Consider the following 20,617-nt stretch of genomic DNA (forward strand, 5'->3'; position numbering starts at 1 on the left):
ATTTTACAAAGAATAACTTATTTATTAATAATATAATAATTAAACCACTTACGCCATGATGCGAATTTTCATAGCAGGCTTTGTTTGCATGTTGTGCCTTAGTTTACAAACATTTGCCCAAAATAAAGAGGGCTACGGTAATGATGGAGGCGGCCAACAAGGTAACCCTTCAGAAGTTATTATTGATGAAACAGGTAAAAATTCAGGTGAAGCCAACAACAAACCATTAGTGCGCGATGGCGCATACGACAAAATTTCGATTGACCAAAAACAATTTCTATCTTACGACCATATTCGTGAGGCCGATGTTTTTTGGCAAAAACGCATTTGGCGCGTTATTGATACTCGCCAAAAACTAAACCAAACCTTTACAACTCCTACTCAGCCTTTTATCTCGGTCTTGCTTGAAATTATCAAACAGAATCCAGATAAAGTAAAACTGTTTATGGATGACAATTTTACTGCTCAACTATCTCTGGCTGAAGTGGATAAACAACTTGGCTCGGTAGATACAATTACTACCTACGATCTTGAAACCGGAAATGAAATTAAAAAAATTGTAAAAAATGATTTTAACTGGACTTCAGTAACCAAATTCCGCCTAAAAGAAGACTGGATTTTTGACAAGGAAGCATCAGAAATGGTTGTTCGTATTTTAGCTATTGCGCCTATCCGTGATGTTATTGACCAAAATGGTAATTACCGTGGAACGCAAGCCATGTTTTGGGCTTATTACCCTGATATGCGCCCATTTTTAATTAAAAAAGAAGCATTTAATGTACAAAACGATTCCCAAAAAATGACATGGGATGATATTATGGAAATGCGTTTATTTAGCAGCTATATCATGAAAGAATCGAATGTACACGACCGCCGGATTGAAGAATATGCACGTGGCAAAGATGCTTTGTTAGAGTCTGAACGAGTAAAAGAAGAAATCTTTTTGAAAGAGCACGGCCTATGGTCGTATTAATCCACTAGAAAGGATTTTTTACAAAGTTCTACTTGGAACAACTAAAAATTTAATTATTACTCGCTGCCTATTTCATTTATTGAGGTAGGCAGTTTTTTATTGCCTCTTGATTAAAAAAAATAATTTCCGCCATTATGGCAACAAGATTTCGTTTATTGACTAACGACTTGCCTAATTATTGATTCGTACTGCTGGTTTATGTTAGCCCAGTCAAATTTACAGCGTAAGTTTTGCGTTTCGCCTTCGGGTATCTTGTATTTCGAAGTGAATTTGTTCTCATAAAAATGTGCAAGGTTACTGGCAATTGCATCCGGATTTTTAAAAGGCACTAATTGGCCGTTCATAGATGGAATTATAAGTTCGTTGTTACCACTAACAGGTGTACTAATTAAATATAAACCACATGAAAGTGCCTCAAGCGCAGCTATCGACATGGCCTCATAAATAGAAGATATAATTTGTAAACTACTCGCTTGGTAATGTGCTAACATGGTTGCCTTATTTACCCACCCATGAAAAGTAACGCATCCGGATAAATGATTTTTGACGACAAAATTTTCCATTTGACGGCGCATTGGCCCGTCGCCAAGTATATTTACCTTAAATGAGATATCGGGCTTTGTTTCTTTTAGAATCCGGATAGCCTTTAAAAATGTTAGCGGGTCTTTTTGCGTTACGAGGCGACCCGCAAAAAGGATGGTAAATTGTTTGTTTTTTTTGCTTTCATCCGGATAAAAACTCGCACTATGGCAACCATTTGGGATGACAATATTTTTTTTGCTATAATTTTCTCCCAAAAAATTGTCGGCCATTTGTTTCATTTCCGTTGTTAGCAAAACGGTACGTTTTGCCTTCGAAAAAATACTTTTTAGCCAAAAATAAGTTGGCAAATGGTATTTAAGCATTTGTTTGGGGTGTGCAAATGGTATGTCGTGGCCATGCGATATTATGATATATGGCAATTTAAAGTGCTGGTATGCATATTTTGCTACCCAACCCGAAGGTAAGGCGTAGTGAGCGATGCAAATGTGGTAGCTATGACTTATAAGATGTTGATTTAAAAATTTTTTCGCTGCAAAAGCAAACGATAACATTTCAATCGGGTTTGATTGAAAATCGTGCTTACGGCGGCAAACGATACGATATATAGTTAGGTTGCCATTTTCTTCAATGGCAGGTTGCCCCTTGTACCAACTTGTAATAATGCTTACCTGATGTCCCATTTGGTTGGCCCACCCTTCGCTTTGGTAGCGTGTGCAAACACCAGCACCTCCCCCTAACGGTGGATATTCGTTGTTGATTACTAAAATTCGGAGCTGCTGAGGTTGAGTTTGCATTTAAAGAGTACTTTTTCCGGCAGTATCGCTATTGGGGTTGTCGAAGTTTACTTTTTTGTATATTAAATACACTGGCCTGTTGCGTACTTCGTTGTAAATGCGACCAATATATTCGGCGATAAGCCAAAGGAAAATGAATAAAAATCCGGTAAAAATGAGCAAAGCGACTGATATGTATTTAATTAATTCGTAATATACTTGATTAATCAGTACATCTAAAATAATATAGACAAAAAAACTTAATCCTACAAATACATTAATAATGCCAATAAACAACCCAATTTGCAAAGGCAAAAATGAAAAGTTAAGTAGGCCTGCCATTGCTAATTGAGCTAATTTCCGATAGCTATATCCTGGCTCTCCAGCTTGGCGGTCGGGGCGTACGTATTCAACAAAATCGTGTTTGTAACCTGTCCATGCTACGGTACCTCTAAAATAGGGGGTCATTCCTTCAATACTGTTTATTACATTAAGCACTTTGCGGTCAATTAGCCTAAAATCGCCAACATTGCGTGGTATGCGCACATCTGAGAAGCGTTCGAGTAAATAATAATATAAACGGGAGAGCTGTTTTTTTAGAAAACTGTCATTCCGGAAATTTAAGCGACGCGCATAGACTACATAGGCACCGCTTTTCCACTTACCAATCATTTCGGCAATTATTTCTGGGGGGTCTTGCAAATCGCAATCCAATGAAATAATTGCTTGCGCGTTAGCTGATGCTAATCCGGCGGCTAAGGCTGCCTGGTGGCCAAAATTCCGTGTTAAGTCTATATATTTAATGCGACGGTCGGTTTGGCAAATTTTATTTAATACAGTAAGGGTATTATCAGTGCTGCCATCATTTACAAAAATTAGCTCCCAAGTTTGATTTTCGGTGTTTAAATTTGGATGAATAGTCATTAAAGTTTTTATCCGGTCATAAAGGACGGGGATATTGTCTTGTTCGTTAAAGGCAGGTACAACAAACGAGTAGGCAGTAATTGAGGTACTATCATTGGCAGATTGCATGGTTGCAAAGATAGTGTTTTTAGGCTATAAAACTACGGTAAATTTAAGCTGTATTGGGCTATTTATACGGATGTAGTAATCTTTTCGCACAATGTTAACCTGTTTATGTAAGGTATAATCCATAAAAAAGCCTTCGACAGGGTATTACCCCGGCCGAAGACTTCTTAGTTATTGATTTTGCAATTTATTTGGATAATAGACTAAATCCGGAAAAATGCAAATCACATAGTCGGTTAAACTCGATATTTCTTATTTTACCATCATTTTTTGTTGCGATACGGTGCCATCTTCGTGTTGAATAGAAACGAAGTACATGCCGTTGCTCAAATGGTTAGTATTGTAAGTAATATTTGTTGCTTGGCCAGCATATACATTGCCATCGAACACGGTAGCAACTTTTTTGCCATCAACGGTATAGATAGATACGTTAGCTTTACCGTCAGCCGAAGCGCCGAAGGTAATATTGGCTATGTCGGTAACGGGGTTGGGCGACAAGTTAATCAAAGTCTGATTTTCAGTTTTGAAGCGGTCTCCACCATTATCTCCACCATTATTGGTGCAGTCAACCCAATAACAGTCGCTAAATACGTGCCCAGTACCTGAGTCGGTAACGTCAACACAATACCATCCACTATTTAAGCCACTGATTGTGCCACTTCCAGTACTAGTATATCCGCTAGGACCCCACCATGCATAATCAAATGCACCAGAGCCACCCCAGCCCATAATTGATATTTCGCCGGTGCCTGCAAGGTCTTTGCAATCATCATCTGAAATCCAATTTAAAACTACAGCGTGTGTAGAATCTGAAGCATTACCTGTTGGCACGTTGGTAACAACTGTATCGCAGCCTAACATATCGCTAATGGTAACTGACCACATGGCATCAGTACCGTAGGTAACGGTCATAAATTGAGTGCCGTTGTTAGAGCCAGCGTTGTCGTTATGGGTAACATCGCCATAAGTATCCCAATTCATGGTGAAGGGAGGGAATAAACCGCTGATTTGAACTAAAGAAGTAGTGTTGCTAAAAGTACCAGAGTTGCTGTTGTTGCTTACATCAATAATATCGGCATAAACACCACCATCAAAACGGCAGTCGCAATAGCGGGTAATATCAAATACAAAGTCGGTGTTAGGACCTAATTGTGAGTCGTCAGATTCCCATACACCAGTGCCAAACCAAGTATTGGCAAAAGCACCTTTACCGTCAGTACCCATATCACCAGAATTGTCAATACCCCAATAAGCGAAGTAACCAGGGAACGAGGCCAAGTCAGGAGATACCCAATAGTTGCCACCACAAAGGTAAAGTGGGTTGTCAGACAAGTCAATGATGATGCGGCGCGTGTTGTAGCCAAAAGTCATAGGGCCTGCATCTTCCATTTCAAGGTTTGCAAGGTTATCGCTAACTATTGCAACGTGGCTACCAGCAAACGAATTGGCATAGCTGCTGTAAGGGTCAGTTGGAAGGTTGCCAGTGCCATTGTCGTTGTAAAGCAATGCACTCATTGTAAACTCAGTTGGGTTGTTAAGGGTGTAGGTTTGTAAAAAGTACACAAACGACATCCGGGTAATAGTCCAACATTCGCCGGCTGGAACGGTGAAATTATCAGCCGAATCGAAAGTAATGTTGTAAACCGGGTCAGTAGAAATTGATAATAACCCGTTGGGGAAGCTTTGAGCTGGATTTTCGGCTTGTTGTACAGCCAAGCGGTCGCAAGGAATTGCACCAGGTACAATTTGAGCTTGCGCGGTAAAGTAAATACAAAAAGCCACTACTAAAGTCAGTATGCGGCTTAGGGTAAGTTTTACGGTCATAATTTTAAATTTTATGATTTTAGTGTTAAAGTAAAAATATTTTTATCGCATTAATGTTGTTACAATATCTGTTGTAATATAGGTGGTATTGTCTTTTTTGTTGTGTACCAATACCAATTTACGAGCCTGTTTTAATTGTTGTGTTAACGATTCAAAAACGCTAAAAGGATACCAAAAATTGAGAGCATCAGAACTTATGACAGGTTTCTCGTTTGTACTTGCTGGGTTATTATTAAAGAAATGTAAGGTAGCTATTTTTTTTTCTTTTCCGGATGTATATAAGTCTATGGTTGCTATATCGGTGTTTTTTGCACTTGCTCCTAAAAAATTAATTTTGTAGGCATTAACTGTAAACGAAACCTCATCGGTGTTTAACACAACATCTGAGGCACCATAAAATTGATTAACACTTTTGGGGTTGGTGCTACCAATAGTTATAGGCTCTCCGTTTTGAGGTGCTGGGTTTTGGCCGGGCGTTTGTATTTGTGCGACAGCCATTTGGCATGTTAAAACTGCTAAGATTGCTATTACAAAGAATGAATATTTTTTTATTTCCGTAAAAGAAAGCATTATTTTTGGTTGAATTGATAGACTATATTTTATAAAAACGATTTCAGATTTTTTGTGCTTCTTGCTTTTATAGTTGGTTTACAACGTCAATAAATTCGTTTTGAAGGGTAAAGGTAAGAAATTTTTGTATAACTGCGCAAAAGTAAATAATTTTCGACTTGTTTCAACTATTTTGTCAAAAAAAAGACAGGAAAAAGGGGGTAGAATCTTTAAGCGCAAAATTTTATACAAAATTACAAAAAATAATCAGAACTGTATGCTTTTGGTAAATAATTTTGAATGAGATGTTTTTGGGTTGGAAAATGGTGCTTTGCCATTTGGTATATTTGTTGTGCGTGTTGTTTGTTTCCGGATAAGTATTGTACTGCGCTTGCCATATACCATATTTCTGCCGGAGGGTCTTTGAGGTTGGCAAAGGCTAAAGTCATTACATTTTCTGCTTCGGTGTAAGCCTCAACTTCTAAACAAATTTTGGCCAAGCCTATATAATTTGTTACATGTTGGTCGTTTATTAATATAGCTTCCCGAAAAGCCGCAAGGGCATCGCTAAACTGCTTTTCGGCCATATAAACCTCGGCAAGTTTCGACCAGATTTGGCTATTATTATGGCTATATTTAGCAGCTTGTTTATAATAAAAAATTGCTTTTTGAACTTGATGAAGTTGGGTATAATACAACTCGCCTAACTGATACCATGCCTCGTAGTATTCTTCGTTTATTCTAACTATTTTAGTCAGAAAATCATGCGCAGTCTCTGTTAGATTAAGTTGTATAGCGCAAAGTCCGGCGTAATAATATAGTTCTTCATCAAAATCATTCGTTCTTTCTATGATTTCTGTAAAATATTGCAGGGCGTTTGAGTGTTGCTTTAATTTAAAGCTAGCTATTCCGGCGTTATAAATTGCCGCTTCAAAGTTTTCGTCAATGGCGATGGCATTTTCAAGAGCGTCGAGGGCCTGTGTCAACTGCCCTAACTGCCCTAAGGCACTGCCGTAGTAAAACCAAGCCACACGAGATAAAGGGTTTTCTATTGTAATAACTTTAAAAACATTAGCACATTGGGTAAACATATTGGCACGGTAGCCAACATAATTGAGCATTCGAAGTGTCTCTTCGTCATCAGGGTCAATAGATACTGCCAGCGCTAGAGCTTTAAACGATTTTTTCCATTGATCACCACTCTTGTAAACATCAGATAAGGCAATGTATAAATTGGGTTTGCTGCTTGTAGAAGCTGTTTTTATGCATTGCTTTAATAAATTTGCAGCTTTGTTTGGTAGGCCTAACTGCTGGTAAATAAATGCTTTTTTGATGCAAATATCGGTATCGAATGGCGCCAATAATTGGGCTTTGTTTAATAAAGCCAAAGCAGGTTTATATTCATACTCTTTGATTAAAAAAATTGCTTTATACACCCAAAAATCTGACGAACTTGAATGAAAATACAAAGCATAATTTATGGCTTGTAAGGCTATGTCAATTTTTCCTAATTCTGTATAATAAAAAATAAGCTCTTTTAAATGCAGCTCATCTAAAAATATCATGTCCTTATCGCGCATTATTTTCTCAAATTGTGCAACTAACTGGGGCGAAATGGTAGGTCTGTTCTCGAAATTTTTCATTAAAACTCAAAAAATCTATCAAAGAAAAAAAGTTAATGGGATATGGATATAAATATAAATATATTACTTAATTTTGTGGCAGTTCAAAAATTGCAAGATGTAATGTATGCTGCTTTGCCAAATTATTTTTTTAGCTGAAAACAAAACATGCTTACACAAAGATACTGTATATTTGTTAGTTAAACACAATAAATACAGACCAAACAGTATAATTAGAACAAAACTTGGAATTACACTTAATTGAATGTTGTAAACTATCTAAATGTTTACCAAACAATATCCGGATTTTTTTACTATTTAACAAAATACTTTGAAATAAACACTTATATCTTGGCTCGCAACAAACGATGGGGCAGCGTGACTATCAATTTTTAAAACGTCAAACAACCACCTCTATGAAAAGCGAAATAACCATGTAATTAACAATATTTTTTAAATAGGCTCTGTTTTTTGAAACAAATAAACTTAAAAAAATTAAAATGACTACCTTATTGCGTTTTGCCTTTACTTTTGTTGCTTTTGTTGCCTTAGCGCAATTTAGTGTTAATGCACAGTACCAAACTATTGTGTTTGATTACGAACGAAACTATTTTAATCAAGGGCAACCCCTGCCTGCCGAAGACAATTTAATTTTAACTACCGACACCAAAACTGGCACCGAATTAGTTAAGGTCGAAATTTATCGCCCATCGCGCAAACACAAATCACCGCTTTACGAAACAACATGGAAGCGCTCTTTTTCAAACACCAGCAACCAAGTTGAAGTACCTGTAAACTATAAACTTAGGGGTGGTAGCGAATACGATTTTGTAATTAAAACCTACCGTAAAGCCACCGAAACCGAAAAAGACAACCTCAACAAAATTTTATGCAGCTCGCTCGATGCCTACGTTGATGGTATTATTAATGTACAACGCCGGGGGCTTAAAATTGGCCGCTCGTCTCGTAATATGGTTCGAGATTTAAACGATGTGGTATGGCAAGGTACTAATTTTTATAAAAATAAAATAAACTTTGTTTTCCCCGGATTTTCAGACATAATAAAAAACAAAATTGACCAAATTGACAACGCCAAATTGCGCCGCGCCCGATTTAACGTCGAAAATAAAGATGGCAGTCGTACAGATGCGCGCCGCCTTTTTGCCGACAAACTGCTGAGCGAGCTAAAAACGGCACTTCATACCGAAGTGCAACAATTTATTAACAGCGACTTGTTGGTGCTCGACGATACAAAGGAAGTAAACGAGTACCCCACTAAAAAAACCATGAACATTATTTCTGTAAATGGCGGTTATGGTGGTGCTATTTTTGGTGGTGGCCTTAACGACCTCGACTACGACCACGCACCTTATGTTGGCATCTCTTTTCCGTTGGGCAAAGCCTCGTTAGCCAGCCCTTTTTGGAGTAAAACCTCGCTTTCGGTTGGGGCATTTTTAAATAATTTCGAAAACAAAGCCGGGCAGACTATTACCGGCCCAGTTTTTCAACGCCCTTATTATGTGGGCTTGGGTTATAAGGTTTTTCATTTTATACGCCTAAATGCAGGGGCTACTTTTTTAGAAGTTAAAAAACCATCATCGAGTGGGGGTATTGATTTGCCCGACCTTAAAGAAGTAAAAATACGGCCATTTGTTGGAGCAAGTGCCGAAATTAACCTATGGATGAACTTAGGCAGCCGCAACGTAAATAAATAATATGTTTTTCTTCCGGATGATATAGATAATACCCAAAAACTTATCCGGATAAGATGGCAAATTAGCGTATTCTTAGCCTTGAATTGGTTCTGGTTAAAATAAAATCCGGAATAAATTAATAAGTCCACAAATCAACATCATAAATGCTAAGCATACCTACACCTAATCTAAATTAGTGAAACACAAATTTTAAGCCTTTTTTTTAAATTATTAATGCGAATTTACTTCATCATCATATTATGCAAGCTATTTATGTAAATATTAAAACGGTTCTCCTTATATTAGGGTTTTTAACTTTTTTGGTGCAAAATACAACTGCCCAAAATGGCGAATATGGCTGGCGCGTTGGTTTTGGCACCGGCTTTATGGATTATTACGGCGATATTACCAGCGAGTCGTACAAAAAAAGCCTGAAAAACCATTATAAAAACGCAATAGATTTTGATGCCAACCGCGGCCTCTCGTATATGGTAACCGTTGAACGCCGCTTGTCGCCCGGACTTACCCTTGCTTTTGCGGGTACAAAAGGCATATTTGCTGCCAGCGACCGCGCCAACACCCAAAGTCTGTACTATGCCCGTGCACTCAACTTCGAAACTAAACTAACCGACCTCGATGCCACTTTTTTGTGGCGTTCTGACGGTAGTTTGTTGGGCGAACGTTTTCCGATAGCTCCCTATATTTATTTAGGCGGCGGCGCTACGCAATTTAAAGTCCATGGCGATTTAAAAGACGCATCGGGTAATTTTTATAATTATGCCGATGTTGTTGCCCCGGTTTTAGATGGCAACTACGAAACAGATTTAACCAATATAGGCACAAACCCCGGAGGTAAATATGCTACCATTGTGCCACATGTTACAGGTGGAGTTGGTTTGCGCCTGCGTTTTTTAAATATTTTAAGCCTACACGTGCAAACCGACCTTAAATATGCTTTTAGCGACTTTTTAGATGATGCCGGAAGCACCGCTTATCCGGCAAAATATATAAGCCCCGAGCAGGCTTTTGCCACCTCTCCTAATAGCACCTACACTGGCCCACGTGCCAAAACTGATAATTGGGGCGACATGTATGCCTTTACCTCGGCAAGTTTACGCTTGTCTTTTGGCCGGAAGAAAGAAGGCTTTACCCCCCCCATTTTTTACGCCTCGGCACTTGATACTAAACCTGCCGAAGAGTTGAAATTAATACCCAACGAAGTAAAAGTGGGTAACCAAACAATAGTTATCTACGACACAATAAAAGTTATTCGCGATGGCTACACCGAACGAATTGATGAAACAAACAAAGGCAGTGCCAAAGCCATGATTGACTCGTTAGAAAAAGTAAAACTAAGCAATGCCGAAATGCAAAACCAAATGGCTACTGCACGCGCCGAGTACGAACAAATGCAACGCCAGCTAATGTTGCAACAAAGTTCTAACCAAGCCACCATGCTGCGCCAAATGGACTCGCTGCAAACAGCACTTAACAAATTAACTATTACCGTTAATAGCGCCGACACTGAAACTGCAATAAAAGATAAAACCTTAACCGAATTGCAAGCCATGCGGCAAGAAATGGAGCGTTTGCGCCAAAAAGAGGCAAATAGGCAATCAACCGAGCAAATTAAGGTCGAAAAAAATGAAATTGACCGCAAAAAAATGCAAGCAAATGCCCGCAACCAACAAGAAATGCACGAGGCAAACTACCAACGCTACCATAGCGAAATAGGCCAGTTGCGTGCCGATATTGCCAACCTTACCGCCGCTGTTAATGGCTTGGTTATACGTCAAAACATGCCCGCGCCTAACCCACAACAGGTTATTATTCAGCAACCAGTTGCACCAGCAACTACTTCCACCGCCGACCCAGCATTATGGACAAGTTTAAACCGCTTACAAGCCGAGTTAGGCCAAATTAATGCCCGATTAGCAGCACTTGAAAGCCGCTCGGTTGAGAATAACAAACCACCACAAAATATAACTGTAAATACGCCTGCCCCTGCTAATAATACAGCACTTGAGGCCGAATATTTGCGCAAAATGAACGAAATGCGCGAACAGTTAAATACAATGAACAAACAAATGGAAGAGATGGGGAAAAAAAATAACGAACCAGTTGTAATTGAAAAACCTGTAATTGTCGAAAAAACAGTAACTATACCTGCGCCCGCCCCAAGCATAACTTATATTGAGGCCGCTACCCGGATGGGTTCAGTGAGTATATTTTTCGACACGAACTCGTCAGTTATTAAACCAAGTGAGATAGTAAAACTTGAACAAATAGTGAATGTTTTGCGCCAATACCCCGAAGCTTCGCTTACCGTAAACGGCTTTGCCGATGCACAAGGCAACAGCGAATATAACCTTAAATTGTCGGAAAAAAGAGCGGTAGCCGTGCGCGACCGTTTTATACAAGGTTACGGCATTGCTCAAAATCGTATCATTTATAATGGCTTAGGTGCTGCCATATCGGGCGGGGCTGCTAATGCCACCGACCGCCGCGTTGACCTAAACTGGGTTAAATAAGGTAAACAATTGTCTGAAAATTGGTTTCTTTGAAAACCCAAGGGGCAAGTAAATTTAGGTAGTTAAAATCCGGATAAGACAAGCATATAACTTGCATTATCCGGATATTTATTCTTAAACCAAACCAGCTTAAAAAGTTTGCCTTAGTTGATAATAGTTTTAAATGTAGCTTGCAAACTATTAAGTGCTTTTTTTATTGTTTGGTCATCTTCTTTCTTTTCAATTAGTTGGTGTAGTTTTTTGCTTTCGGCAACAAGTTTTTTTACGGCAAGTTTTATTTTTTGAGTTTTATAGGGGTTTGGTATTACCGATTTAGCCAAGTCAGAGCTCTTCTCCACTAAGTTATGGCTTTTTGCTTTTATCGGGGCTAAATTGTTCTGCTCACTTTGTTGAAAAAGGGGGGTAAATACGGAACTAAATTCGTGGAGTGCCTGCCACTCAACAAACTGATTTGACATAACATATTCGTCGTAACGTTTGCTAACTTCGGGCCAATTAATAACGTTCCAAATTGCCGACAAATAATCGCCGCGTTTATTTTGGTATTTTAAATAGTAGGCATGTTCCCAAACGTCAATGCCCAGCAAAGGGGTTCCTTTTTTTTCAACTATGTCCATTAGTGGGTTGTCTTGGTTGGCGGTAGCCGATACAAATAAATTATTTTTTGTATCAACGCAAAGCCATGCCCACCCCGAGCCAAACTGTGAAACAGCTGCTTTATTTAGCAAGATTTTTAAACTGTCAATACTGCCAAATTGTTTGTTGATGGCATCTTCAAGCGATTTTGTTGGTGTTGTGTTTTTTTCGGGGGTAAGAATTTGCCAAAACAAACTGTGGTTGTAATGCCCACCGGCGTTGTTTCTTACAGCATCCGGATAATAAGAAATTTGTTGCAACAAAGCTTCTAAGGGTAAATTTGCTGCTGTCGTTCCCGCTATGGCTTTATTTAAATTGTTTACATAAGCCTGGTGGTGTTTGCTGTGGTGTATTTCCATTGTTTGGGCATCTATAAACGGTTCAAGGGCAGCGTATTCATAGGGCAGGGCTGGCAAAGTATATGGCAACGATTGTGCCGTTATTGTTAGTTGTTGTACAAAGCAAATAGCGATAGCCGTGACCCACGCAGATAAACGAGAAATTACTTTCATGTTTAGTTAATATTTTAAATGATTAATAATAGTTACTAAATAAAAAAGATGGGTGGTGATTGATAAAAAAACGTACCACAAACAATCTTTAAATTTGACCTGATACTCGTTCATTAACCATCCGGATAATAAGTATCTGAATAGCTGTTGATGTGATTTTACGGTAAATCTGCTGTGCTGTTTGTTGTTAAATGTTTATTGTTTGCTGTTAGTATAACCTTTATTGAGTAAAAAAGTTTGCCAGCCTTCCAATAATTCGCCTTTTAACACCCTTGGAAACTTGTGCTGCCCCCCTAATTTGCCGCGCATTTGCATCCACTCGTAAAAGGTGTTTATAGGTAGTAGTTGCACGCGCACTTCTTTAATGGCCGAGGTGCGTTCAACGGCATAATCGTCGTTAATGGTTTTCAAATATTGGTCAATATAAGTGGCGGCAATGTTTGGGTCAATAGGTTGTTGGCAGCCCAAATACCACTGGTGGGCATACGAATTGCCGCAGGGCACGCCGGCTACAGTAAATTCGGGAATAACTGCATTAAGTTGCCGTTCGGTATGCACTATGGCCTGGCTAAGGTTGTCAACAGATAAATGTTCGCCGCACAGGCTTAAAAAATGTTTGGTCCGGCCGGTAACAATAATTTCGGCATTTTTTACATTGGTAAAACGTATGGTGTCGCCAATAGTATAGCGCCAGGCTCCGGCGCAGGTACTCATTACTATGGCATAATCAATGCCTTCTGTTACTTCATTAATAAACTGGGTTTGAGGATTTGGTTTGAGCGTGCCGTTGGCATCAAAATTGGTATCGTTAAAGGGTATAAATTCAAAAAAAATACCATTATTAAGCACCATTTTCATGGCTGTGGTATTGGGCTGGTTTTGAAAAGCAATAAATCCCTCAGACGACAAATAGGTATCAATAGTTACTAATTGGTGGTGTGTCAGTTGTTTAAATACACTACGGTACGGCTCGAAAGAAACACCACCATGTACTAAAACGTGTAAATTAGGCCAAATTTGGTGTATGTGCCCTATATTATGGCGTTTAATTATTGCCTGCATTAATAGTTGCACCCACGAGGGCACACCGCAAATAGTACCAATATCCCAGTTTGGGGCTAAGCGGGCTATTTCGTCAATTCGTTCGTTCCAGTTGGGCATACTAGCAATGCGTTGCCCCGGCTTATAAAAATTGCCAATCCAAAATGGCACTTGGCTAGCTAAAATTCCGCTTAAATCGCCCTCTTTATAATATAAATGGGTAGGTAGTTTTGTGCAGCCGCCTAAAACTAAAATTTGTTTTTCGAAAAAATTATTGGGCAAATTAAAATGGGTTAAATTCATAAACTGCCTGATATTGGCTTGTTGCATGGCGCGCATCATGGCTTTGGTAATAGGTATGCGTTTGCTGGGTGCGCCTGCTGTGCCCGAGCTGAGGGCAAAATAATTTACGCTTCCGGGCCATGTTATGTTTTCGGGTGGGGGTTGGTTTGGTTTCCAGTTGTGGTAGCCATGCCACCATTCGTTAAACAGTTTGTCGTAGTCAAAAACAGGTATGGTCTGTTTATATGCTTGGGCTAAGTTTTGCGCCTGCAATAACTTGCTAAAATGATAATACTGACCAAACCCTGTCCACTGGGCTTTTGAAATTAGTTTTTTTAATACTTTTTTTTGCAAATCCCAAGGCGAGGGGGCTGCTAATAAATTTGGCAGTGTGCGAGTATTAACGGCGGCATCTCCTAATTCGAGACCCTTTTTAATAAATAATCCGGATAAAGCCATGAGGTAGGGCATCTAAGTTGGGTTAACTGAACTATAGTTTAACTGTGTGAAAGGTATTTTAATGAGTGCTTCACAAATATACTGCTAATTAGTATTATTTAGACGTTCTCTGATGGTTTGTTTAGTAAAAAATTTAAAAAATATAGTAAATTTAAACAGCATATTAACTAAACAGAATGTTTCTTAATCCGGATGAATTATTTCACCCAAACTTGAATTTTGCGTTTAAATGCCTGCAAACGTTTAACTCTGGGTAAAAATGTGTAATTTTGCTTCTTGTTATTGTTTTTTATAAGATTCACAGCTTAATTGTTAGTATGCGTTTAGTATTGTGCTTTGGCGTTGTTATTTTTTTACTTGGTTTAGTTAGCAGTAATACGGCTTTTGCCCAGCAAGATGCCCAATACACTCACTATATGTTTAATAGTTTGGCCTTTAACCCTGGCTATGCCGGCACACGCGGCGCACTTAACTTTACCGCCTTGGGGCGATTTCAGTGGGTAGGCGTTGAGGGGGCACCTAAAACCTTTGTATTAAGCGGACATAGCCCAATTACAAACCAAAACATGGGCGTAGGCGGCTGGGTCGAAACCGATAGAATTGGGGTGCATAACCGCACCAGTTTATTTGGCAATTATGCCTATCATTTACCGGTTAGCGAGCAAAATACCCTTTCCTTGGGTTTAACCGCCGGCTTTTGGCACTACGCCTCAAACTGGGGCAATGCGGGCAATATATTAAACCCCGATGACCCAAACGCCATAAACGAATCGAGTAAAATTTTACCCAATTTTGGCTTGGGCGCATTTTTTTATGGCGAAAACTATTATGCCGGATTGTCGGCCCCACATATTTTAGCCCAAAAATTAGACGAAATAGCCCTTGAAGCCAAACAATTTTTACACCTCTATTTAACAGGCGGCTATTTGTTCCCGCTTAGCGAAAAATTACAGTTAATGCCAACCGCCTTAGTAAAAATGACACCTAACAGTTCGCCTGTTACTTTTGATGTTAATGCTAACCTTATTTTTGACAACAAATTTGGCATAGGTGTAGGCTACCGCAACTCAGACGCCATAGACGTTATGTTGCAATTTAACCACAAACAACTGCGCATAGGCTATGCCTACGACCTAACCCTAAGCCAACTTAAAACTTTTGGCAGCGGCTCGCACGAGATTATGCTGGGTATTGACCTTGGCAATAAAGGTAATGATGATTTTGGCAGCGATGGGAAAGTATTAAGCCCGAGATTTTTTTAGAAAGAAACTGGCCAAATAAATTATTTTTTCACTTCCGGATGTGGTGCATTTGCCAACAGCACTTCATCCGGATTTTTTTTGCCTAATCAAACCCGGCTTGAATTAGGACGAAAGACTTCTATTTATAAATCTAAAAAATAGTAAAAATTAGCATTAAATCGTAAATTTGCACTCCACTAAAAAACCTGTTTATGTTGGTATCGCCCGATGTTTTAGATAAGTTTATAGAACAAATATTAGCCGAAGATGTGCGCGAAGGCGACCATACTTCAAACGCTTGTATTCCGGAATTTGCCGAGGGTAAAGCGCGCCTATTGGTAAAACAATCCGGAATATTGGCCGGAGTTGCCGTTGCCGAACGCATTTTTCATAAAGTAAGCCCCCATTTGGCCTTGCAAATTTACTTGCTCGATGGCACCCCTATTGAACCCGGCAACATAGCATTTGAAGTGAGCGGGCCTATACGCAGTATTTTATTAGCCGAACGAATGGTACTAAATTGTATGCAGCGCATGAGCGGCGTAGCCACCCTAACCAACCAATATGTTAAGGCAATTGCTGGCACCAAAGCCAAAATTCTCGACACCCGCAAAACGACACCCGGCATCCGTTTTCTCGAAAAATGGGCAGTGCGCATAGGCGGCGGCTATAATCACCGCTTTGGCTTGTACGATATGCTAATGATTAAAGACAACCACCACGATTTTTGTGGCGGTATTACCAAAGCTGTATCAGCAGCCCAAAAATATTTAACCGAAAAAGGATTATCGCATTTAAAAATTGAATTGGAAGTGCGCAATTTAACCGAGTTAGAAGAAGCACTTGCCGTAGGCCAAATTAACCGCATTATGTTCGACAATTTTACCCCCGAACTAACCCGCCAGGCCGTACAAATGGTAAATGGTCGCTACGAAACCGAGTCTTCGGGGGGTATTACCCTGCAAACCATTGCTGCCTACGCCCAAACGGGTGTCGATTTTATATCGGTGGGCGCACTTACCCACTCAAGCCAAAGTTTAGACTTAAGTTTAAAGGCATTCACCTAACAAACCCAATAAATGAATGCAATAAGGTGAAATTGCCCGATACTGTTTAATTTTTAAGCGACAACCAAAACCAATTAGCTACACATCAACGAATTACTATTACTACTGCCATGATAAGTCGAAAATCGGCCAATAACCCGCCACATGTTACCGCTACTGCATCGCAATGGCTACATTTTGGGCTATTATGCAAGCGACTGCTTATTGTAATGGCTATTTACACAATTTTGCGCCTTGCCTTTTTTGGCTACAATATAGGCTTGTTCCCTAATGTTGGGTTGGCTAAATTATTATACATTTGTTTTCATGGCTTGCGGTTCGATATTTCGGCCATTTTGTACGTTAATGCTTTGTTTGTTGTCGGCCATTTATTGCCTTTCCCTTTTCGCAAATACAAAGCCTATCAAATAGGGTTAAAAATACTGTTTTTTGTATTTAATTTGCCCGCCTTATTTTTTGCCGTTACCGACCTTGAGTTTTACAAGTACCAGCTTAAACGCGCCGATATAGGTATTTTAGGCACCGCCAAAGATTTTGCCTTGCGCCTTGGGCAGGTTTTCCGCGATTTTTGGTTTTTATTTATTCTTGGTTTTTTATTATTTTGGGCTATTGCCCGCATTTATAAAAGTACAGCCCCTAAAACCTACCAAATGCCCCATAAATGGTTAGCACAAATTGCTATTTTTATATTGGGTATTGGACTTACTATTTTAGGTATGCGAGGTGGCGTATCGTTAAAACCCATTAAACCACTAACTGCCGCTTATTACGTAGAGCAAAATTTAGTGCCAATTGTAAACAACACCCCGTTTAATATTATTCATTCGATTGCCCGAAAAAATATCGTTGAACCGACTTATTTTAGCCCTCAACAGTTAGACAGTTTGTGTAATATCTATTTTTATCCGGAAGAAAAAAGCAAGTTTAAGCCACAAAACGTTGTAATACTTATTGTTGAAAGCTTTTCGTCAATTTACACCGGATTAAATCCTTCCGGAAAATCATATACCCCGTTTTTAGACAGTTTGGCACAAAAAGGCCTACTATGTACTAATGCGTTTTCGAACGGAAAACAAAGCAACCAAGGCGTACCGGCCATATTGGCAAGTTTGCCCGTTTTGATGCACGACCCCTATATTGCCTCGAACTACCAACAAAGTTGGATTTTAGGTATTCCGGGTTTATTGAAAAGAAGGGCTACGAGTCGGCATTTTTTCATGGCGCACAAAACGGCTCTTTCAATTTCGACAGTTTTGCAAAATCGGAGGGTTTTGACCACTATTACGGTCGCCGCGAGTATAATAACGATGCCGATTTCGATGGCACCTGGGGCATTTTTGACGGCCCATTTTTACAGTTTAGTGCCGAAAAAATAAATCAGTTAAAACCACCATTTGTAGCGTCAATATTTACTTTGTCGTCTCACCAGCCTTATGCTTTGCCGCCCGGCTTTGAAGGGCGGTTTAAGGGCGATGAATTGTTGCAAAGTGTAGGTTATGCCGATTATGCCTTAGAACAATTTTTTGAAACCGTAAAAAAACAACCTTGGTACAAAAATACTTTATTTGTGTTGGTGGCCGACCATTGTGGCCCAACGATTTCGGTTGGCAATAAAACCCATGTTGGCCGATTTATGATTCCGATTGTATTTTATCATCCGGAAGATAAAAGTTTGGCAGGCAAACGTATCGATTTTGTAACCCAACAATCAGACATTTTACCTTCGGTAATGGATTATCTTAATTATGACCTGCCTTATTCGGCATTTGGGCATAGTTTTTTGAGCCCCGATTCGAGTATTGTAAGGTGTGCATTTAATTTTCAAGACAATACCTACCAATATATTACCAACGACTACGCGCTGCAATTTGACGGCGAAGAAATTGCTGGCTTATACGCTTACAAAACAGATAGTTTAGAGGCTAATAATTTATTGTTAGTTGGCGATAGTTTGGCGAATCCGGAATTCCGGAAAATTGCCGATAGCTTATTGGTACCGCTCAAAGCTGTTATTCAACGTCATAATTCGGCCATGATTCGCAACCAATTGCTTCCGCCCGAAACTATGCCTAAACGCAAAAGTAAAAAAAGTAAAACTACTACATCGGCGGGGGCAGTCAAAAAAAAGTAGTGCCTGTTCAATTAATGTATTAAGCCCAGCGGCGTTTTTTTGCGCCTTGTGCGGCATTAATAGCGTGTTCAATTTGGGTTAGTTGTTTAAGCGCCCAGGTTTTGCTGTGTAAATAAGTAGTGTCGGTTTCAATAAATGTTTGTAGCTGCTGATAGCGTTTGTTGCTGTACTGGTTTTTTAATTTTAGTAATTTGGGCAATAACCATAACATGTTTGGAATGTATTTTGCATGGTGCTCGGCTAACTCGGGGTGGTTTTTAGCGGTGTTTTTATAGGCATCGAGGGTTAATTCAAAGGCGTCGTCGTTATTGGTTTCAAAATAAGCATACATTAACAGCAATTTGGTATCGAAATAGCCATTTTCAATAAACGGCTCGGCGTTGGCCAACAAAGCAATGGCCTCGTGCAACTCGCCTTGGGCCAATAAAAGTCGCCCTTGGGCAAACAGTTGGTAGGCTTGTTGCGTGGCGGGGTTAGGCCAGTATTTTATATTTTCGGCAATAAACTGCAGAACCCAATTTTTACTGCGCAATTTTTGCCCTTCTAACACAATATTATCAAATAAATTGGCAGGAATATGTCCTTGCATCGCTACCATATCCGGATATGCCTCTAAATACAGTTTAAAAAGTTCTTCGTGCAAAACCGGGGTAAGCGGTTGTTTAAATTGCATTTGTTTTAAGTAATTGCTCAATAAGGTGTTAATATTAAGTTTTATATTCCATGTAAACACCGATTTATATAATTCGTAAGTTTGTTTTAACAGCCCGTAATTTTGCCAATTTGGTTGTTCCATCATAGCAATACCGTAATAATAAGCCAACAAATTAGGGTTGTTATTTGTTGTTGCTTCGTTGGGGTTAAAGGTGGTAATAATTTGGTTTAAAACTGTTAAGTCAATGGGTGTATGGCGTGCCACTTGCAACAAATTAAGCGCTTGCATTTTGGTTTCCATAGATAAATTCCAATTGAGCAGCGCAACGGTCTGAAGGTTGTTTTGTACAATTTTACTGTATTTTTCGAATGCCGATGTTGCCAAATAAATTTGACATAATCCTATATTTATTTTTAATTGGTTATAGTATGTATGTGCATCGGGCTGGTGTTCAGTGGTTAAATTTTGGTGTAGCTGTAAAAGCTTTTTTTCGGCGGTTTTGTAGTCTTTCCGGTAAATTAATTGGTTTACTAAATACAGCTCGGCATCAACAGGCAGTAACTCAAGATTTATTTGTTGTAAAAACGATTCAAACAAAGCCATTACATCTGAAATTAAATTATGCCAGGTTCCGGAATGAAAAGCCTTATCCGGATAAATTTTTTTGAATAGTTTTTCGCGATTAATTTTGGCCGGCTCAAACTTGGGGTAAAATGACAATACCACCTCGCAAAAACGAATAATGGTCTTATTTTTATTGAAAAATGGCGATTGCACAAAATCGGCAAATCGTTTTATTGTTTTGTCGTCTAAGGTTTTTAAAAGTGCAATTAATTTTGTATTTTCCATTTGTTTATTATATCGTACAATTCCTGTTTGCCTACTTAAATTTTCTGAGCAATCTAAATAAAAGGTAAATTTACAACAAACAAAATAATTAAATCTACGAATGAATAGTAACTGATAATAAAAAATAACTAATCCGTTCAAAAACAGCGTAAATAATATAGTTCAAACATTAAAAGAGTTAAAATACCAATACCTTTACTACCTTT

The 20,617-nt window shown here is 39.1% G+C and carries 15 protein-coding genes; 7 read left to right on the plus strand and 8 right to left on the minus strand.

Features of this window, described 5'->3' with window-relative positions:
- Positions 1-55: 55 nt before the first annotated feature.
- Positions 56-973, plus strand: a complete 918-nt coding sequence (gene gldN, locus IPI59_07980) for a gliding motility protein GldN (protein MBK7527473.1) — start codon at positions 56-58, stop codon at positions 971-973.
- Between the two features lie 152 nt (positions 974-1,125).
- Here the strand turns inward: gldN and IPI59_07985 are convergent, their stop codons facing one another.
- From IPI59_07985 to IPI59_08005, 5 genes are all read right to left on the minus strand, one after another.
- Complete coding sequence (locus IPI59_07985) at positions 1,126-2,310, minus strand: glycosyltransferase family 4 protein (GenBank protein ID MBK7527474.1); 1,185 nt, start codon at positions 2,308-2,310, stop codon at positions 1,126-1,128.
- Positions 2,311-3,321: a glycosyltransferase family 2 protein gene (locus IPI59_07990; GenBank protein ID MBK7527475.1), complete on the minus strand. Its 1,011-nt coding sequence runs from the start codon at positions 3,319-3,321 to the stop codon at positions 2,311-2,313.
- 249 nt (positions 3,322-3,570) lie between these two features.
- Positions 3,571-5,142 (minus strand): T9SS type A sorting domain-containing protein, encoded by a 1,572-nt coding sequence (locus IPI59_07995; protein MBK7527476.1) that lies wholly within the window; start codon positions 5,140-5,142, stop codon positions 3,571-3,573.
- A gap of 42 nt (positions 5,143-5,184) precedes the next feature.
- On the minus strand, positions 5,185-5,640 hold the full coding sequence (locus IPI59_08000; protein MBK7527477.1) for a hypothetical protein: 456 nt from the start codon (positions 5,638-5,640) through the stop codon (positions 5,185-5,187).
- A 305-nt stretch (positions 5,641-5,945) separates the two neighbouring features.
- Entirely contained in the window at positions 5,946-7,334 is a 1,389-nt protein-coding gene (locus IPI59_08005; GenBank protein ID MBK7527478.1) for a hypothetical protein, read from the minus strand.
- Between the two features lie 479 nt (positions 7,335-7,813).
- Here IPI59_08005 and IPI59_08010 point away from each other — a divergent pair, with 479 nt between their 5' ends.
- Entirely contained in the window at positions 7,814-9,028 is a 1,215-nt protein-coding gene (locus IPI59_08010; GenBank protein ID MBK7527479.1) for a hypothetical protein, read from the plus strand.
- A 239-nt stretch (positions 9,029-9,267) separates the two neighbouring features.
- Entirely contained in the window at positions 9,268-11,538 is a 2,271-nt protein-coding gene (locus IPI59_08015) for an OmpA family protein (protein MBK7527480.1), read from the plus strand.
- A gap of 143 nt (positions 11,539-11,681) precedes the next feature.
- On the opposite strand, the gene IPI59_08020 is transcribed toward IPI59_08015, so the two are convergent.
- Complete coding sequence (locus IPI59_08020) at positions 11,682-12,686, minus strand: superoxide dismutase (GenBank protein ID MBK7527481.1); 1,005 nt, start codon at positions 12,684-12,686, stop codon at positions 11,682-11,684.
- Between the two features lie 195 nt (positions 12,687-12,881).
- Entirely contained in the window at positions 12,882-14,468 is a 1,587-nt protein-coding gene (locus IPI59_08025; GenBank protein ID MBK7527482.1) for a GH3 auxin-responsive promoter family protein, read from the minus strand.
- A gap of 317 nt (positions 14,469-14,785) precedes the next feature.
- Between IPI59_08025 and IPI59_08030 the strand changes: the two genes are divergently transcribed.
- The 4 genes from IPI59_08030 to IPI59_08045 all read left to right on the plus strand — a co-directional run bounded on the left by IPI59_08030 (position 14,786) and on the right by IPI59_08045 (position 18,907).
- Positions 14,786-15,730, plus strand: coding sequence for a type IX secretion system membrane protein PorP/SprF (locus IPI59_08030; GenBank protein ID MBK7527483.1), 945 nt, complete (start codon positions 14,786-14,788; stop codon positions 15,728-15,730).
- A 191-nt stretch (positions 15,731-15,921) separates the two neighbouring features.
- Positions 15,922-16,776, plus strand: a complete 855-nt coding sequence (gene nadC, locus IPI59_08035) for a carboxylating nicotinate-nucleotide diphosphorylase (protein ID MBK7527484.1) — start codon at positions 15,922-15,924, stop codon at positions 16,774-16,776.
- A 110-nt stretch (positions 16,777-16,886) separates the two neighbouring features.
- Positions 16,887-18,152, plus strand: a complete 1,266-nt coding sequence (locus IPI59_08040; protein MBK7527485.1) for a sulfatase-like hydrolase/transferase — start codon at positions 16,887-16,889, stop codon at positions 18,150-18,152.
- A gap of 38 nt (positions 18,153-18,190) precedes the next feature.
- A complete protein-coding gene (locus IPI59_08045) occupies positions 18,191-18,907 on the plus strand; it encodes a sulfatase-like hydrolase/transferase (GenBank protein ID MBK7527486.1) in 717 nt (238 codons plus the stop codon).
- A gap of 19 nt (positions 18,908-18,926) precedes the next feature.
- Here IPI59_08045 and IPI59_08050 read toward each other — a convergent pair whose 3' ends face one another.
- Positions 18,927-20,411 (minus strand): tetratricopeptide repeat protein, encoded by a 1,485-nt coding sequence (locus tag IPI59_08050; protein MBK7527487.1) that lies wholly within the window; start codon positions 20,409-20,411, stop codon positions 18,927-18,929.
- Positions 20,412-20,617: the final 206 nt, after the last annotated feature.

Source organism: Sphingobacteriales bacterium (genome assembly GCA_016706405.1).
Lineage (GTDB): Bacteria > Bacteroidota > Bacteroidia > Chitinophagales > UBA2359 > BJ6.

Excerpts from the sequence above, each read along its gene's own strand:
- gldN (MBK7527473.1), top strand. The coding sequence starts at position 56 with ATGATGCGAATTTTCATAGCAGGCTTTGTTTGCATGTTGTGCCTTAGT.
- IPI59_07985 (MBK7527474.1), bottom strand. The coding sequence starts at position 2,310 with ATGCAAACTCAACCTCAGCAGCTCCGAATTTTAGTAATCAACAACGAA.
- IPI59_07990 (MBK7527475.1), bottom strand. The coding sequence starts at position 3,321 with ATGCAATCTGCCAATGATAGTACCTCAATTACTGCCTACTCGTTTGTT.
- IPI59_07995 (MBK7527476.1), bottom strand. The coding sequence starts at position 5,142 with ATGACCGTAAAACTTACCCTAAGCCGCATACTGACTTTAGTAGTGGCT.
- IPI59_08000 (MBK7527477.1), bottom strand. The coding sequence starts at position 5,640 with ATGGCTGTCGCACAAATACAAACGCCCGGCCAAAACCCAGCACCTCAA.
- IPI59_08005 (MBK7527478.1), bottom strand. The coding sequence starts at position 7,334 with ATGAAAAATTTCGAGAACAGACCTACCATTTCGCCCCAGTTAGTTGCA.
- IPI59_08010 (MBK7527479.1), top strand. The coding sequence starts at position 7,814 with ATGACTACCTTATTGCGTTTTGCCTTTACTTTTGTTGCTTTTGTTGCC.
- IPI59_08015 (MBK7527480.1), top strand. The coding sequence starts at position 9,268 with ATGCAAGCTATTTATGTAAATATTAAAACGGTTCTCCTTATATTAGGG.
- IPI59_08020 (MBK7527481.1), bottom strand. The coding sequence starts at position 12,686 with ATGAAAGTAATTTCTCGTTTATCTGCGTGGGTCACGGCTATCGCTATT.
- IPI59_08025 (MBK7527482.1), bottom strand. The coding sequence starts at position 14,468 with ATGGCTTTATCCGGATTATTTATTAAAAAGGGTCTCGAATTAGGAGAT.
- IPI59_08030 (MBK7527483.1), top strand. The coding sequence starts at position 14,786 with ATGCGTTTAGTATTGTGCTTTGGCGTTGTTATTTTTTTACTTGGTTTA.
- nadC (MBK7527484.1), top strand. The coding sequence starts at position 15,922 with ATGTTGGTATCGCCCGATGTTTTAGATAAGTTTATAGAACAAATATTA.
- IPI59_08040 (MBK7527485.1), top strand. The coding sequence starts at position 16,887 with ATGATAAGTCGAAAATCGGCCAATAACCCGCCACATGTTACCGCTACT.
- IPI59_08050 (MBK7527487.1), bottom strand. The coding sequence starts at position 20,411 with ATGGAAAATACAAAATTAATTGCACTTTTAAAAACCTTAGACGACAAA.